The following is a 15,389-nucleotide window of genomic DNA, read 5'->3' on the forward strand; positions in this document are numbered from 1 at the left end:
GGCGCTCGTCTCAGGCGTACCGCCGGGCGAGTGCGGCACCGATCGAGGCCAGATGGTCCCGCACGCCCGGCGGACCGGTCACCTCGATCCACTCGATCAGCCCGGCCAGCTCGCAGGCGAGCGCGTACTCGTTGTGGCCGCGGATGACGACCTCGACGCGGCCGTCGGTCGTGGACCCGCCCACCTCGAGCCGGCCGCCGAGCATCGCCCGGAGCAGGCCTGTTCCGTCGGGCGCGCATACCGCGTGCAGCTCGGCGGGCGTCAGCCGGCGGTCGACCTCGTCGGCGATCTCGCGCCAGCTCCCGGCCAGGTCGAAGTCCTCGGGCCGGTGCACGGGATCGCCGGTCGGCTCGGCGGACGACACCCGGTCGATCCGAAAGGTCCGCCGACCGGCCTCGGTGGTGGCGACGAGATACCACGACGGACCTTTGGCGACGATGCCCAGCGGGTGGACGGTCCGCACGGTCCGGGCACCCTGGCCGTCGACGTAGCCGAGCCGCACCTGGACCCCGCGGATCACCGCGTCCTGGAGGTCGTCGAGGAAGCGGGAGGGCCGGGGCTCGACCGGGCTCGACCCCCATCGTTGCGGGTCCATGACCAACGACGACGCGGCCGCCTCGGCCTGCTCCCGGAAGGGCTCCGGCAGAGCCCGGACGAGCTTGCGCAGGGCCGCTTTCGCGGCCGGCGTCGCCGCCGCGGCCGGGCCGGCCACCAGGAAAAGAGCCCGTGCCTCACCCGCGGTCAGCCCGGACAGGTCGGTGCGGGCACCGCCGACGAGACGCCAGCCGCCGCCTCGGCCCTGCACGGAGTACACGGGCACCCCGGCGATGGCCAGGGCATCGAGGTCGCGGCGGGCGGTGCGCTCGGAGACCTCCAGCTCTCGGGCGACCTCGGCTGCTGTCACCTGCTCGCGCTGTTGCAGCAGGAAGAGGATGGCCATCAGCCGGTCAGCTCGCATCCGGCAACACTGTCACCAAAACCGGTCAGGAGATGACCGGTTACGGTCGGCAGGATGGCGCCATGACCTCACCGACGAGTCCTCTTGACTTTCCCGAGCCCACCCTCATTCCGGTCAACGGCGTGGAGCTCGAAGTGTTCGAAGCCGGCCGGCAGAACGCGGGACGGCCCATCGTTCTCTGTCACGGCTGGCCGGAGCATGCCTTCTCCTGGCGCCACCAGATGCCCGCCCTGGCCGCGGCGGGTTACCACGTCATCGTCCCGAATCAGCGGGGGTACGGGAACTCGTCCCGTCCGGCCGAAGTGACCGACTACGACATCGCCCACCTGACCGGTGATCTCGTCGCCCTTCTGGATCACTACGGGTACGAGGACGCCACCTTCGTCGGTCACGACTGGGGGGCGATGGTCGTCTGGGGACTGGCCCTGTTGCATCCGCACCGGGTCAACTCGGTGATCAACCTGAGCCTGCCCTACCAGGAGCGCGGAGAACGGCCCTGGATCGAGGTCATGGAGGAATTCCTCGGCGGCGACTTCTACTTCGTGCACTTCAATCGCCGGCCGGGCGTCGCGGACGCCGTGCTGGAGAAGAACACGGTGCGGTTCCTGCGCAACCTGTACCGGAAGAACCTGCCGGTCACCCCGCCGGAGCCGGGAATGGTGATGATGGATCTCGCTCTGGCGGAAACGCCGCTGGGTGAGCCTGTCATGAGCGATCGCGACCTTGCCGTTTTCGTCTCCGCGTTCGAGACCTCCGGGTTCACGAGCAGCATCAACTGGTACCGGAACCTCGACCGCGACTGGCGCCTGCTGGCGGACGTGGACCCCGTCGTCCACCAGCCGGCGCTCATGATCTACGGCGACCGGGATGCCATCCGGAAGTCGGAGAGGCTGACGACGTTCGTCCCCGGCGTGGACGTGGTGAGTCTGGACTGCGGTCATTGGATCCAGCAGGAGAAGCCGCAGGAGACGAACGAGGCGATCGTGGGCTGGCTCACGAGGCCCTGACCCGGCGGGCCCTCCGGCCCTACTGCCCGGGACGTGGCGGGCGGTACCAACAGAAAGAGAGGACGAACGCACGAGCGGATGAGGGTGAGCCGGATGGCCAGGTACGTCTACGACTTCGCGGAGGGCAACAAGGACCTCAAGGATCTGCTCGGCGGCAAGGGTGCCAACCTCGCCGAGATGACCCGGATGGGGATGCCGGTGCCACCCGGTTTCACCATCACCACCGAGGCCTGCCGCGCCTATCTCCGGACCGGGGCGGTCCCGGACGGGCTCTTCGCCGAGGTGCAGGAGCATCTACGGCTGGTCGAGGCGCGGATGGGGAAGGACCTGGGTGACCCGCGGAATCCACTGCTGCTGTCGGTCCGCTCGGGCGGCAAGTTCTCGATGCCCGGCATGATGGAGACGATCCTGGACATCGGTCTGACCGATTCCAGTGTGGTCGGCCTGGCCGCGCAGAGCGGCGACGAGCGGTTCGCCTGGGACTCGTACCGGCGGCTCATCCAGATGTTCGGCCGGACCGTGTTCGGCGTGCCCGGTGAGGACTTCGAATCCGAGCTGGCCTCAGCCCGGGCCGGGGCGGGCGCCGTGTCCGACGCCGAGCTCCCGGTCGCGCAGTTGCAGGACCTCGTGCAGGCGTACAAGAAGGTCTTCCAGGCCCACACCGGCCGGGACTTCCCGCAGGCGCCGCACGAGCAGCTGTTCCTGGCCATCACGTCGGTCTTCCAGTCCTGGAACGCCGAACGCGCCGTGCTGTACCGCCGGCAGGAGCGCATCCCGCAGGATCTCGGCACCGCGGTCAACGTGATGGCCATGGTGTTCGGCAACCGGGGGCCGGACTCCGGCACCGGCGTCGCCTTCACCCGGGACCCGGCCACCGGCCGGCGCGGCGCCTACGGCGACTACCTGTCCAACGCCCAGGGTGAGGACGTGGTCGCCGGGATCCGCAACACCGTGGGACTGCACGAGCTCGCCGAGCTCGACCCGCCGAGCTACCGCAAGCTGTTGTCGGTCATGGAACGGCTGGAGCAGCGCTACCGCGACCTGTGCGACATCGAGTTCACCATCGAGCGCGGCCGGCTGTGGATGCTGCAGACCCGGGTGGGCAAGCGGACGGCGGCCGCCGCGTTCGTGATCGCGGCGCAGCTGGTCGACGAGGGCACCATCACGCTCGATGAGGCCCTGCAGCGGGTGTCCGGGGAGCAGCTGGCGCAGCTGATGTTCCCCAGCTTCGACACCTCCGCCGCCCCGGCCCCGCTGACCACCGGTGTTCCGGCCTCGCCCGGCGCGGCTGTCGGCGCGATCGTCTTCGACTCCGCGCACGCGGCCGCCGCGGATCACCCGGTGATCCTGGTGCGCCCGGAGACCAACCCCGACGACCTGCCCGGCATGATCGCCGCTCAGGGCATCCTGACCAGCCGGGGCGGCAAGACCTCGCACGCCGCCGTGGTGGCCCGCGGCATGGGCAAGACCTGCGTCTGCGGCGCCGACGAGCTGCGCATCGACCTGGCGGCGGAGACCGTCACCGTGAACGGCACGGTGCTGCACGCCGGCGATGTGCTGTCGCTGGACGGTACGTCCGGCCGGGTGTACCCGGGTGCCGTGCCGGTGCACCCCTCCCCCGTGGTCCGGTACTTCGAGGGTGAGCTGTCGCCGGCCGACGACCCGCTGCTGGCGGCGGTGCAACGGCTGATGACGCACGCCGACCACGTCCGGCGCCTCGGCGTGCACGCCAACGCCGACACCGGGACGGACGCCGCCCGGGCCCGCAGGTTCGGGGCCACCGGCGTCGGACTGTGCCGCACCGAGCACATGTTCCTCGGCGAGCGGCGTGAGCTGGTGGAACGGCTCATCCTGGCCGGCGACGACATCGAGCGGGACGCGGCCCTGTCCGCCCTGCTGCCGCTGCAACGGGCCGACTTCGTCGAGCTGTTCGAGGCGATGGACGGACTGCCGGTCACCGTACGGCTCATCGACCCGCCGCTGCACGAGTTCCTGCCGGCGCTGGAGGATCTGACCGCCCGTGTCGCCCGCGCCGAGGCGCTGGGCGAGGACCCGGGCCACGACGGTGTGCTGCTGGCCGCCGTGCGCCGGATGCACGAGTCCAACCCGATGCTCGGCCTGCGCGGCGTGCGGCTGGGCCTGGTCATCCCCGGCCTGTTCGCGATGCAGGTACGGGCGATCGCCGAGGCGGCGGCGCTGCGCGTGGCCGCCGGTGGCGACCCACGGCCCGAGATCATGGTGCCGCTGGTCGGCGCCGTGCAGGAGCTCGAGACGGTACGGGCGGAAGCCGAGTCCGTGCTGCACAGCATCGACGGCATCCCGAGGATCCGGATCGGCACGATGATCGAGGTGCCCCGGGCCGCCCTGACCGCCGGCGAGATCGCGCACGCCGCGGAGTTCTTCTCCTTCGGCACCAACGATCTCACCCAGATGACCTGGGGCTTCTCGCGCGACGACGTCGAAGGCGCGTTCTTCGGCCGCTACCTGGCGCTCGGCATCTTCGCCGCGTCCCCGTTCGAGACGATCGACAGCGGCGGAGTCGGCGAGCTGGTCCGCATCGCCGTCGAACGCGGCCGCGCGGCCCGGCCGGACCTGACGGTCGGCGTCTGTGGCGAACACGGCGGCGATCCCGCTTCCGTGCGGTTCTTCCACCGGGCCGGCCTCGACTACGTGTCCTGCTCGCCGTTCCGCGTTCCGGTGGCGCGGCTGGAAGCGGGTCGCGCGGCGTGCACGGCGACAACCTCGGACAGCAGATAAGGAGCATCTGTCATGACCACCACCCTCGACGGCCGGGCCGCTGCCGCACCACCGACCCCGGTGACCGTGCTGCCCGTGGCCGACGGCGAACGACCGGTCGGCGCCTGGATCGTCGGTCCCGACGGTGCCACCTTCCGGCCGGTCGTCGACGTGACGCGGCTGGCCGGCGCGGCCCTCGCGGCCGCCGGCGCCGCGACCATGGCCGTCGCCGTGGTCATCGCGGCCGGCCGCCGGCGGCCGGACATCGGCGCGGTCACCATGGGCCCGGGCGGCTGGGTCAGCATCAAGCGCACCGCGCTGCCGCCGCTGCGCTCCGGCACCCCTCGGCCCTGGTGGGCCCGCCTGCTCAGGGCACGTCGCCTCGTGCCGCAACGCTGACGCAAGCCCCGCCGGGGCAGGGTCCAACGGCCCTGCCACCGACCGGCCGCGCGCGGGCAGACTCAAACCAAGATCAAATGGAAGGGAAAGACGTCATGCGCGCAGCGGTTGTCACCGGCTTCGACCAGCCCCTCGAAGTCAAGGAAGTGCTCACGCCGGAGCCGGCGGCCGGGCAGGTGCTGGTCCGGATCGAGGCCAGCGGGCTCTGCCACACCGACATCCACGCCGCCCGCGGCGACTGGCCGGTCAAGCCCACCCCGCCGTTCATCCCGGGCCACGAGGGCGTCGGCATCGTCGAGCGGCTCGGGGCGGACGTCACCGCGCACGCCGTCGGTGACCGGGTCGCGATCCCGTGGCTGGGCCACGCGTGCGGCACCTGCGAGTACTGCGTCACCGGCTGGGAGACGCTGTGCGAGTCGCAGCTCAACACCGGCTACGCCGTCGACGGCGGGCACGCCGAGTTCGCCGTCGCCGACGCCCGCTACGTCGTGGCGGTGCCGGCTGGTATCGACCCGGCCGAGGCTGCGCCGCTGACCTGTGCCGGCGTGACCACGTACAAGGCGGTCAAGGTCGGAGGGGTGACCCCCGGCGACCGGGTGGCGATCTTCGGCATCGGCGGGCTCGGGCACCTGGCCCAGCAGTACGCGCAGATCTTCGGCGGCGAGACCATCGCCGTGGACGTGACCGAGGAGAAGCTCGCGCTGGCCAAGAGCCTGGGCGCGGCGCACGTGGTCAACGCTGCCAGCACCGACCCGGTCGCGGCCATCGAGGCGCTGGGCGGGGCGGACGTGGCCGTGGTACTAGCCGCCGACCCGCGGGTCATCGAGCAGGCCCACGCGTCGCTGCGCCGCGGCGGCCGGCTGGTGCTGGTGTCGCTGCCCAAGGACAACGCGATGTCGCTGCCGATCTTCCAGACCGTGCTGAAGGGGATCCGGGTGATCGGCTCGATCGTCGGCACCCGGGCCGACCTGGCCGAGGTGTTCCGGCTGCACGCCGCCGGGCGCACCCAGGTCCTGTACGAAGCCCGCCGGCTCGACGACATCAACGCCTCCATCGAGGACGTGCTGGCCAGCCGGGTCCCCGCCCGCCTGGTGCTGCTGCCGTAGCCGGCTCCCCCGCCGGAGGTCCCGGGCGGCCCCACCTCCCGGGACCTCCGGCCCTGCCCGGGCCCGCCGTCACCGGCGAGGCTGAGAGAAGAAGACGAGGAGGAGTCATGGTGCAGGAACGCAGAGATGCCTGGCGTGGATTCACGGGTACGGGCTGGCAGGAGACGATCGATGTCGGCGGTTTCATCCACGACAACGTCACGCCCTACACCGGCGACGCGGAATTCCTGACCGGGCCGACGCCCCGCACCGAACGGCTCTGGCGGGAACTGCAGCGGATGTTCGTCGAGGAACGCAAGCGCGGCATCTACGACGTCGACACGCACACTCCGTCGACCATCACCGCGCACGAGCCCGGCTACATCGACCGCTCCCACGAGCTGATCGTCGGGCTGCAGACCAGCGCGCCGCTGCGGCGGGCCATCATGCCGGCGGGCGGCCTGCGGATGGTCGAGGCCGGGCTCAAGGCCTACGGGTACGCGCTCGACCCGGCGGTGCACGCGATCTACTCCCGCTACCGCAAGACCCACAACGACGGGGTCTTCGACGCGTACCCGGCGGACGTGCTGGCCGCCCGGCGATCGCACATCATCACCGGGTTGCCCGACGCATACGGCCGGGGCCGGATCATCGGTGACTACCGCCGCGTCGCCCTGTACGGCGTCGACCGCCTCATCGCCGAACGCCAGGAGCGCAAAGCAACGCTGGACGGCCGGTTGTCGAGTGAGGACGTCATCCGCGACCGGGAGGAGCTGGCCGAGCAGATCCGCGCCCTGGGCGAGCTCAAGACCATGGCCGCCGCGTACGGCTCCGACATCTCCCGCCCCGCGACGACCGGCCGTGAGGCGATCCAGTGGCTGTACTTCGCCTACCTGGGCGCGACCAAGGAGCAGAACGGCGCGGCCATGTCCCTGGGCCGCACCTCGACGTTCCTGGACGTCTACCTGCAACGCGACCTCGACGAGGGCACGCTGACCGAGTCCGCCGCGCAGGAGCTGATCGACGACTTCGTGATCAAGCTGCGGATCATCCGCTTCCTGCGGACCCCGGACTACGACCAGCTGTTCTCCGGCGACCCGACCTGGGTCACCGAGGCGATCGGCGGAACCGGCGCCGACGGCCGGCCGCTGGTGACCCGCACCAGCTTCCGGTACCTGCAGACGCTGTACAACCTCGGGCCCGCGCCGGAGCCGAACCTGACCGTGCTGTGGTCGCCGGCCCTGCCCGAGGGCTTCAAGAGGTTCTGCGCCCAGGTCTCGATCGACACCAGCTCCATCCAGTACGAGAACGACGACCTGCTGCGCCCCGACTACAGTGACGACACCGCGATCGCGTGCTGCGTGTCGGCCATGCGGGTCGGCAAGGACATGCAGTTCTTCGGCGCCCGGGCCAACCTGGCCAAGACCCTGCTGTACGCGATCAACGGCGGCCGCGACGAGATCAGCGGCGACCAGGTGGCCCCGCCGAGTCCGCCCGTCACCGGCGACGTGCTCGACTACGACGAGGTGCTCGCCGCCTTCGACCGGACCCTCGACTGGCTGGCCGAGACGTACGTGGACGCCCTCGACGTCATCCACTACATGCACGACAAGTACGCATACGAGCGCCTCGAGATGGCCCTGCACGACTACCCGGTGCACCGTTTCCTGGCCACCGGCATCGCCGGGCTCTCGGTGGCCGCCGACAGCCTCTCCGCGATCAAGTACGCCCAGGTCAAGACCCTGCGGGACACGTCCGGCCTGGTCGTGGACTACGCCGTCGACGGCGATTTCCCGACGTTCGGCAACAACGACGACCGCGCCGATGCCATCGCCGTCGACCTGGTCGAGCGGTTCATGGCCAAGATCCGCCGCCAGCCGGCGTACCGCGGCGCCGAGCCCAGCCTGTCGGTCCTGACGATCACGTCGAACGTCGTCTACGGCAAGCACACCGGCAACACCCCGGACGGGCGGCGTACCGGCGAACCGTTCGCGCCGGGCGCCAACCCGATGAACGGCCGCGACCGGCACGGCCTGGTCGCCGCCGCGCTGTCGGTGGCCAAGCTGCCGTACCGGTGCGCCCGCGACGGCATCTCGCTGACCACCACCGTGACCCCCGACGGCCTGGGGCACAGCCGCGACGAGCGGATCGCCAACCTGGCCGGGGTGCTCGACGGTTACACCGACGCGGGTGGATTCCACCTCAACGTCAACGTGCTGGACCGGGCCACCCTGGAGGACGCCATGGCCCACCCGGAGAAGTACCCGCAGCTGACCATCCGGGTGTCCGGGTACGCGGTCAACTTCGTCCGGCTGACGCGCGAGCAACAGCACGACGTGATCTCCCGGACCTTCCACGGTTCGCTGTGACCACCATGGCCGCGCCGCTGACCGGCTCCGTCCACTCCTTCGACGTCTCGACGGGAGTGGACGGACCCGGCACGCGCTTCGTCGCGTTCCTGGCCGGCTGCCCGCTGCGCTGCCAGTACTGCCACAGCCCCGACACCTGGTTCCAGCGCAACGGCCGGCCGACCACCGTCGACGACCTCGTCACCGAGATCCGCCGCTACGAGCGCTTCATCAAGGTCGCCGGCGGCGGAGTCACGCTCAGCGGCGGCGAACCGTTGCAGCAGCCCGGTTTCGTCCGCTCGGTGCTGACCCGGTGCAAGGAGCTGGGCCTGCACACCGCCCTGGACACCAGCGGCTTCTACGGCGACCGGGCCGACGACGCCCTGCTGGACGCCGTCGACCTGGTGCTGCTCGACATCAAGTCGGGCGACGAGGACACCTACCACGCGGTGACCGGGACCGGCCGGCTCGAACCGACGGTCCGCTTCGCGCATCGACTCGCCGAGCGCGGCATCCCGATCTGGGTCCGCTTCGTGCTGGTGCCGGGGCTCACCGACGACCCGGCGAACGTGGAAGCGGTGGCCGACATCGTGGCCGGCCTGCCGACCGTCGAACGAGTCGAGGTGCTGCCGTTCCACCGCCTCGGCGCGGCCAAGTACGCGGCCCTGGGCATCAACTTCCCGCTGGCCGGCACCGAGCCGCCCGGCTCCGAGCTGATCGACCGGGTCCGCGGCCGGTTCCGGGCCCGCGGACTGGCGGCGTACTGAGGATCAGGCGTGCGGGTGGTCGCCGAGCAGCTTCGTCGCCAGGACCGCGGCCTGCGTACGCCGCTCCAGGCCCAGCTTGGCCAGCAGACTGGAGACGTAGTTCTTGATGGTCTTCTCCGCCAGGAACATCCGGCCCGCGATCTCCCGGTTGGTCAGCCCCTCCGCCACGAACTCGAGGATCCGCCGCTCCTGATCGGTCAGCGCAGCCAGCTCCCGGGGTTGCTCGACCCCGTGCCGGATCCGTTCGAGGACCCGCTGGGTCACCACCGGATCGAGCAGCGACTGGCCGGCCGCGACCCGGCGGATGCCGTCGACCAGGTCCGTGCCACGGATCTGCTTGAGCACATAACCGGCGGCACCGGCCATGATCGCCGCGAACAGCGCCTCGTCGTCCTCGTACGAGGTCAGGATCAGCCCCTTGATCGACGAATCCACCGCCCGCACGTCACGGCACACGTCGATGCCACTGCCGTCGGGCAGCCGGCCGTCGAGGATCGCCACGTCCGGCCGCAGCGCCGGGATCCGCCGGGTCGCCTCCTGCGCGGAGCCCGACTCGCCCACCACCTCGATGTCACCGGTGGCCTGGAGCAGGTCGACGAGGCCACGCCGGACCACCTCGTGGTCGTCGAGCAGGAAGACACGAATCATGCCTCACTTCATACCCACCCGCGCGCCGGGTGCCAAGGCCAGGGTCACCTCTGCCGGCAGACCCGGTCAACCGGGTCCAACGGCCCTGCTGCCGTGGGACTGATCCGCGCAGCCTGGAGGTGCGAGGCCCGACCGAGGCGAAGGAGCCGATCGTGGACAGCAGCACGGCCACCGCGACCCGCGGCCTGACCAGCGCGGAAGCCGCCGCCCGGCTGGCCGGCGACGGCCCCAACACCGTTAGCGCGCCCGCTCCCCGCCCCCTGGTGGCCCGGGTCGGGCGTCAGCTGGCCGATCCGCTCATCGCGCTGCTCCTGGTGGCCGCGGTCGTCACCGCCCTGCTGGACGATCTGCCCGACACCGCGGTGATCCTGCTGGTCGTCACCGTGAACACCCTGATCGGGGTCGTCCAGGAGGTCCGGGCGGACCGGGCCATCGCCGCGCTCGATCAGCTCGCCGCGCCGACGGCCCGGGTGGTCCGCGACGGCGCCGACCAGATCCTTCCCGCGGCGCGGCTGGTGCGCGGCGACCTGGTCCGGTTGGAGGCGGGTGACATCGTGCCCGCTGATCTGGACCTCGCCGACGGGCAACGCGCAAGTTTCGACGAGTCGGCGCTGACCGGCGAGTCGGTCCCGGTGCATCGGCGGGCGGGTGACGAGGCCGGCGCCGGGACAGTGCTGACCTCCGGCCGGGCGACCGGTCTGGTCGTGCGCACCGGGGCGGCGAGTTCGCTGGGCCGGATCTCGGCGCTCGTGGCCCGGACGAGACCCGGTCCGACCCCGCTTCAGCAACGGCTCGCCGCTCTCGGCCGGGTACTGGGTGGCACCGCCGTCGCCGTCTCCGCAGTCGTCTTCGCTCTCGGCGTGCTGGCCGGCGAACCCGTCGCCCGGATGGCCATCACGGCCGTGAGCCTGGTGGTCGCCGCCGTGCCCGAGTCGCTGCCGGCCGTCGTCACGCTGGCCCTGGCCCTGGGCGCCCGGCGGATGGCCCGTACCCGGGCCATCCCGCGCCGGCTGCACGCCGTCGAGACCCTCGGGTCGGTGACGGTGATCGCCTCGGACAAGACCGGCACCTTGACCCAGAACCGGATGTCGGTGCAGCAGGCCGTCACCGCGGACGGCACCCGGTACACCGTCTCGGGCACCGGTTACTCCCCCGACGGCGAGGTCCGGCGCGACGGCGAACCCGTGCCGGCCACCGACGATCTGCGCGACCTCGCGCGAGCGGGCCTGCTCTGCAACGACGCCGAGCTGATCGCGCCGGCCGGCGACCGGACGGACTGGACGGCCGCCGGTGACCCGATGGAAGCCGCTCTCGTCACGCTCGCCGCCCGGTGCCGACTCGACCCCGCATCGGAGCGGACACGCGTCCCGCGCCTCGCGGAGCACCCGTTCGACCAGGCCACCAGGCGGATGACGACCGTGCACGCCCTGAGCGACGGCGCCTTCCTGGTGGTGTCCAAGGGGGCGCCGGAGAGCCTGCTCGACGCCGGCCCGGATTCGATGCTGCTCGACGCGGCAGCGGAACTCGCGACGGACGGCCTGCGGGTGCTCGCGATCAGCGCCGCCACCGTGCCGACGCTGCCCGATCCGGCTGATCCCCCGGCCCTGCGCGTCATGGGACTGGTGGGTATCGGCGACCCTCTGCGGGACACCGCGCGCGACACCGCCGCGGCGTTCGAGGCGGCCGGCGTTCGCCTGGTCCTCATCACCGGTGATCATCCGGCGACCGCTGCCGCGATCGGCGCCCAGCTCGGGATCCTCGCCCCCGGCGATCCGGTCGCCCGCGGCGACCTGGGACCGCTCACCGCGGACGACATCGACCGGGCCCGGGTGTACGCCCGCATCCAGCCGGAACAGAAGCTGGACATCATCGCCGAGTTGCAGCGGCGCGGTGACGTGGTCGCGATGACCGGTGACGGGGTCAACGACGCGCCCGCGCTGCGACGGGCCGACATCGGCGTGGCGATGGGTGGCGGCACCGAGGTGGCCCGGCAGGCGGCCGAACTCGTGCTGGTCGACGACAACCTGGGCACCGTCGCGACCGCGATCGGCGAGGGCCGGCGGATCTACGACAACATCCGCCGGTTCCTGCGCTACGCGCTGTCGGGTGGCATCGCCGAGCTGCTCGTGATGCTGGCCGGGCCGTTCCTCGGCATGCCCCTGCCGCTGTTGCCCGGCCAGTTGCTCTGGGTCAATCTGCTGACGCACGGCATCCCGGGCGTCGCGATGGGGGCCGAGCCCGCCGAGGCCGGGGTACTGCGCCGCCGTCCGCGGTCACCACAGGAGTCCGTCCTCGGCGACGGATTGCTGCGCAGCGTCCTGCTCGGCGGACTGTGCGTCGCGGCGGTCGTGCTGGCCGCCGGCGTGACGGCCCACCAGCTCGACCGGCCGTGGCAGTCCGTCATGTTCGTCGTGCTCGGCCTGGCTCAGCTGGGCGTCGCGCTGGCCGTCCGGGCCACTCCGGGACCCGGCACCAAACGCAACTGGTCACTGCTGGGCGCTGTGGCGGCCTCGGCGGTCCTGCAGATCGCCGGCGTGCTCCTCGCGCCGTTGCAGAGTCTGCTGGGCACCGAGTCGCTGACCCTGGCGGAGCTGTCGGCCTGCGCGGCCGTCTCGCTGGTGCCGGGTGCGGCGTTGCGCCTCACCACCCTCTGGAGCGTCCGGCGGCCCGCCGACACGTGACTTACGGCCCTGACGGGCAGGCATCGACGGAGCCGACGATGAGGGCAGGAACTTTGCAGAGGAGTACCGCCATGACCGCCAACAGAATCATCGTCGGCTACGACCGGTCAGCCGATTCCCGGGCCGCCGCGAGCTGGGCGCTCGACGAGGCCGCCCGTACCGGTGCCCTGGTCGAATTCTTCTACGCCTACGAGTGGCCGGAATGGGCGCCGGCGGCATCGACCATTCCCGCCCCCGCGGTCTGGCCGGACGGCGAGACCGACCGGGCCATCAAGGGTCGTCTGCACGAGGCCGTCACCGCGGCGAAGCAGACCCATCCCGGCGTCCGCACCGAGATCTCCATCGTCCGGGCCAGCACCGCGCTGACGCTGATCGAGCGCTCCGCCGACGCCCGTCTGATCGTCGTGGGCAGCCGCGGAAACAGTGCCGTGGCCGGTCTGCTCGGCTCGGTCAGTGTCGCCGTCAGCGCGCACGCCCACTGCCCGGTGATCGTGGTCCGTGGCGACGCCGCGCCGACCCGGCCGGTGGTGGTCGGCGTGGACGACTCGCCCTCGGCACACCTCGCGCTCGACTTCGCGGTCGAGCAGGCCGCGGCGCGCGGCGTACCGCTGCGGGTGATCCGCACCTGGCGGCCGATCACCGGCATCTGGGAGGACAGCCCGTTGGTCGCCCGCACCGTCACGGCCGAGGAGCGACGTCCTCTGGATGAGCTCGTCGCCGGCTGGCACGACAAGTATCCCCAGCTGGAGATCAGTGCCGAGGCCGTGGTGGACCACCCGGCCAACGCCCTGGCCCTGGCCAGCACGACCGCCCAGCTGCTCGTCGTGGGCACCCGTGGACGCGGCGCCGTCCGCGGCATGCTGCTCGGTTCGGTGAGTCAGCACCTGCTGCACCACTCCGCCTGCACCGTCGCCGTCGTCCGCGAACTGCCCGGCGCCTGATCACGCCGATGGCCGTTAGCATCAGCTCATGGCCGCCGACCACCTCACGGACGGACGTCACGATCCACCGTCGCTCGGGCTGGGCCCGCTCTCGCGGGTCCGGCTCGACGAGCTGCTGCAGGAGTTGCTCGATCGCGTCGGCGACGTCGTGACCAGCCGGGAGCGGCTGCGGGCCCTGCTCGACGCCGTGGTCGGCATCAGCACCGACCTCGACCTGCGCAGCACGCTGCAACGGATCGTGGAGTCGGCGTGCGCCCTCGTCGGCGCGCGGTACGGCGCCCTCGGCGTGCTCGGCGACGACCAGCTGCTGTCCGACTTCATCACCTTCGGCATCGACCCGCGCACCCATGCCGAGATCGGCGACCTTCCCCGCGGCCGCGGTGTGCTCGGCCTGCTGATCACCGACCCACGACCGGTGCGGATGCCTGACATCACCCGGCATCCGCGCTCGTTCGGCTTCCCGCCGCACCACCCGCCCATGCACAGCTTCCTCGGCGTACCGGTGCGCACCCGCGACCAGATCTTCGGCAACCTGTATCTCGCCGAGAAGCAGGGCGCCGCCGAGTTCAGCGACGACGACGAGGAGATCGTCGGCGCGCTGGCCGCCGCGGCCGGGGTCGCCATCGACAACGCCCGGCTGTTCGCGCTCGCCCGGCGCCGGGAACGGTGGCTCGCCGCCACCGCGGAGATCACGTCCGTGCTGCTGGGCACGGTGCGGCGCACCGAAGCGCTGCGACTGATCGCCCGCCGGGCCCGGGAGGTGTCCGAGGCCGACCTGGTGCTCGTGCTGCTGTACGACGTGGACGCCCACCGGTACGCCATCGAGGTGGCCGAGAGCAGCGACGCGGCCGCGGCGGAGCTGGTCGGCCGGACGCTGCCGGTGGACGACGAAACGGTGCGGGTCTTCGGCCAGGAGACCTTCCGGTTGGTCGAGAATCTGCGGGCCGCCGCCGAGTGGCCCGGCGCGGTGCCGGACGGTCCGGCCCTGGCGGCGCCGTTGACGGCCGGCGACACCCTGCACGGCGTCCTCATCGTCGCGCACCGGGCCGGGCGCGCCACGCACCCGGCGGACGACGCCACCATGCTGTCCAGTTTCGCCGGTCAGGCCGCCCTCGCGCTGGAACGGGCCCGCGCCCAGGACGAACGGGAACTGCTCGTCGTGCTCGAGGACCGCGAGCGGATCGCCCGGGACCTGCACGACGTGGTCATCCAGCGACTGTTCGCCACCGGGATGCAACTGCAGGCGATCGCCGCGCCGACCGTCCGTCCCGACACCGCCAAGCGGATCAACGCCGCCGTCGACGACCTCGACGCCACGATCCGTGACATCCGACGCTCGATCTTCGAACTTCGCGCTCCGGCCGGCACCACCCTGCGCACCGAGCTGCGCGACGCCGTCGAGGCCGCGGCGGGCACACTCGGCTTCCGCCCGGTGCTCGACGTCTCCGGCCCGGTCGACAGCGCCGTGCCCGACGATGTCGCGCCGGAGATCCTGGCCGTGGTGCGCGAGGCCCTCGCCAACGTCGCCCGGCACGCGGACGCGACCACGGCCCGGGTGTCGGTACGCGCCACCGAGAGCTCCGTCGTGCTGATCGTCGAGGACGACGGCGTCGGCATCGACCCCGGTCGCGCCCGCGGCGGTGTCGTCAACATGGGGGAACGGGCCCACGACCTCGGCGGGACCTTCGAGGTCGGGCCGGGCGTCGCCGGCGGCACGACGGTGCGGTGGCAGGTTCCGATCACCGGCTGACCACGCGCCGGATCTGCGCACTGTCATCTGTGCGGCCCGGGGCGACAACAGGGCGTTCGGCCCCCACGA

General features: G+C 71.9%; 11 protein-coding genes. 9 read left to right on the plus strand and 2 right to left on the minus strand.

Annotation, left to right across the window (positions count from 1 at the left end; translation table 11 throughout):
• Positions 1-10: 10 nt before the first annotated feature.
• Positions 11-958, minus strand: coding sequence for a WYL domain-containing protein (locus tag AB0C12_RS26650; RefSeq protein WP_360552432.1), 948 nt, complete (start codon positions 956-958; stop codon positions 11-13).
• A 62-nt stretch (positions 959-1,020) separates the two neighbouring features.
• On the opposite strand from AB0C12_RS26650, the gene AB0C12_RS26655 reads away from it, so the two are divergent.
• From AB0C12_RS26655 to pflA, 6 genes are all read left to right on the plus strand, one after another.
• Positions 1,021-1,965, plus strand: a complete 945-nt coding sequence (locus tag AB0C12_RS26655; RefSeq protein ID WP_360552434.1) for an alpha/beta hydrolase — start codon at positions 1,021-1,023, stop codon at positions 1,963-1,965.
• 93 nt (positions 1,966-2,058) lie between these two features.
• The gene (gene ppdK, locus AB0C12_RS26660; protein ID WP_360552436.1) at positions 2,059-4,722 is read left to right on the plus strand and encodes a pyruvate, phosphate dikinase; all 2,664 of its coding nucleotides are present in this window, start codon (positions 2,059-2,061) and stop codon (positions 4,720-4,722) included.
• Positions 4,723-4,734: 12 nt separating this feature from the next.
• Positions 4,735-5,100: a hypothetical protein gene (locus AB0C12_RS26665; RefSeq protein ID WP_360552438.1), complete on the plus strand. Its 366-nt coding sequence runs from the start codon at positions 4,735-4,737 to the stop codon at positions 5,098-5,100.
• 95 nt (positions 5,101-5,195) lie between these two features.
• Entirely contained in the window at positions 5,196-6,206 is a 1,011-nt protein-coding gene (locus AB0C12_RS26670; RefSeq protein ID WP_360552440.1) for a zinc-dependent alcohol dehydrogenase, read from the plus strand.
• Between the two features lie 107 nt (positions 6,207-6,313).
• The gene (gene pflB / locus AB0C12_RS26675) at positions 6,314-8,554 is read left to right on the plus strand and encodes a formate C-acetyltransferase (protein WP_360552442.1); all 2,241 of its coding nucleotides are present in this window, start codon (positions 6,314-6,316) and stop codon (positions 8,552-8,554) included.
• Between the two features lie 5 nt (positions 8,555-8,559).
• Positions 8,560-9,300 (plus strand): pyruvate formate-lyase-activating protein, encoded by a 741-nt coding sequence (gene pflA, locus AB0C12_RS26680; RefSeq protein ID WP_360552853.1) that lies wholly within the window; start codon positions 8,560-8,562, stop codon positions 9,298-9,300.
• A 3-nt stretch (positions 9,301-9,303) separates the two neighbouring features.
• On the opposite strand, the gene AB0C12_RS26685 is transcribed toward pflA, so the two are convergent.
• Complete coding sequence (locus tag AB0C12_RS26685; RefSeq protein ID WP_360552444.1) at positions 9,304-9,948, minus strand: response regulator transcription factor; 645 nt, start codon at positions 9,946-9,948, stop codon at positions 9,304-9,306.
• 152 nt (positions 9,949-10,100) lie between these two features.
• On the opposite strand from AB0C12_RS26685, the gene AB0C12_RS26690 reads away from it, so the two are divergent.
• The 3 genes from AB0C12_RS26690 to AB0C12_RS26700 all read left to right on the plus strand — a co-directional run bounded on the left by AB0C12_RS26690 (position 10,101) and on the right by AB0C12_RS26700 (position 15,320).
• A complete protein-coding gene (locus AB0C12_RS26690) occupies positions 10,101-12,629 on the plus strand; it encodes a cation-transporting P-type ATPase (protein WP_360552446.1) in 2,529 nt (842 codons plus the stop codon).
• A gap of 71 nt (positions 12,630-12,700) precedes the next feature.
• Positions 12,701-13,570, plus strand: a complete 870-nt coding sequence (locus AB0C12_RS26695; protein ID WP_360552448.1) for a universal stress protein — start codon at positions 12,701-12,703, stop codon at positions 13,568-13,570.
• A 28-nt stretch (positions 13,571-13,598) separates the two neighbouring features.
• Positions 13,599-15,320, plus strand: coding sequence for a GAF domain-containing sensor histidine kinase (locus AB0C12_RS26700; protein ID WP_360552450.1), 1,722 nt, complete (start codon positions 13,599-13,601; stop codon positions 15,318-15,320).
• The last annotated feature ends 69 nt before the right edge of the window (positions 15,321-15,389 follow it).

Origin of the sequence: Actinoplanes sp. NPDC048967, assembly GCF_040649415.1 — a bacterium.
Lineage (GTDB): Bacteria > Actinomycetota > Actinomycetes > Mycobacteriales > Micromonosporaceae > Actinoplanes.

What these genes read in the sequence shown, in the direction of transcription:
- AB0C12_RS26665 (WP_360552438.1), top strand. Translation starts at nt 4,735, where the DNA reads ATGACCACCACCCTCGACGGCCGGGCCGCTGCCGCACCACCGACCCCG.
- AB0C12_RS26685 (WP_360552444.1), bottom strand. Translation starts at nt 9,948, where the DNA reads ATGATTCGTGTCTTCCTGCTCGACGACCACGAGGTGGTCCGGCGTGGC.
- AB0C12_RS26650 (WP_360552432.1), bottom strand. Translation starts at nt 958, where the DNA reads ATGCGAGCTGACCGGCTGATGGCCATCCTCTTCCTGCTGCAACAGCGC.
- pflA (WP_360552853.1), top strand. Translation starts at nt 8,560, where the DNA reads ATGGCCGCGCCGCTGACCGGCTCCGTCCACTCCTTCGACGTCTCGACG.
- AB0C12_RS26655 (WP_360552434.1), top strand. Translation starts at nt 1,021, where the DNA reads ATGACCTCACCGACGAGTCCTCTTGACTTTCCCGAGCCCACCCTCATT.
- AB0C12_RS26695 (WP_360552448.1), top strand. Translation starts at nt 12,701, where the DNA reads ATGACCGCCAACAGAATCATCGTCGGCTACGACCGGTCAGCCGATTCC.
- AB0C12_RS26700 (WP_360552450.1), top strand. Translation starts at nt 13,599, where the DNA reads ATGGCCGCCGACCACCTCACGGACGGACGTCACGATCCACCGTCGCTC.
- pflB (WP_360552442.1), top strand. Translation starts at nt 6,314, where the DNA reads ATGGTGCAGGAACGCAGAGATGCCTGGCGTGGATTCACGGGTACGGGC.
- ppdK (WP_360552436.1), top strand. Translation starts at nt 2,059, where the DNA reads ATGGCCAGGTACGTCTACGACTTCGCGGAGGGCAACAAGGACCTCAAG.
- AB0C12_RS26670 (WP_360552440.1), top strand. Translation starts at nt 5,196, where the DNA reads ATGCGCGCAGCGGTTGTCACCGGCTTCGACCAGCCCCTCGAAGTCAAG.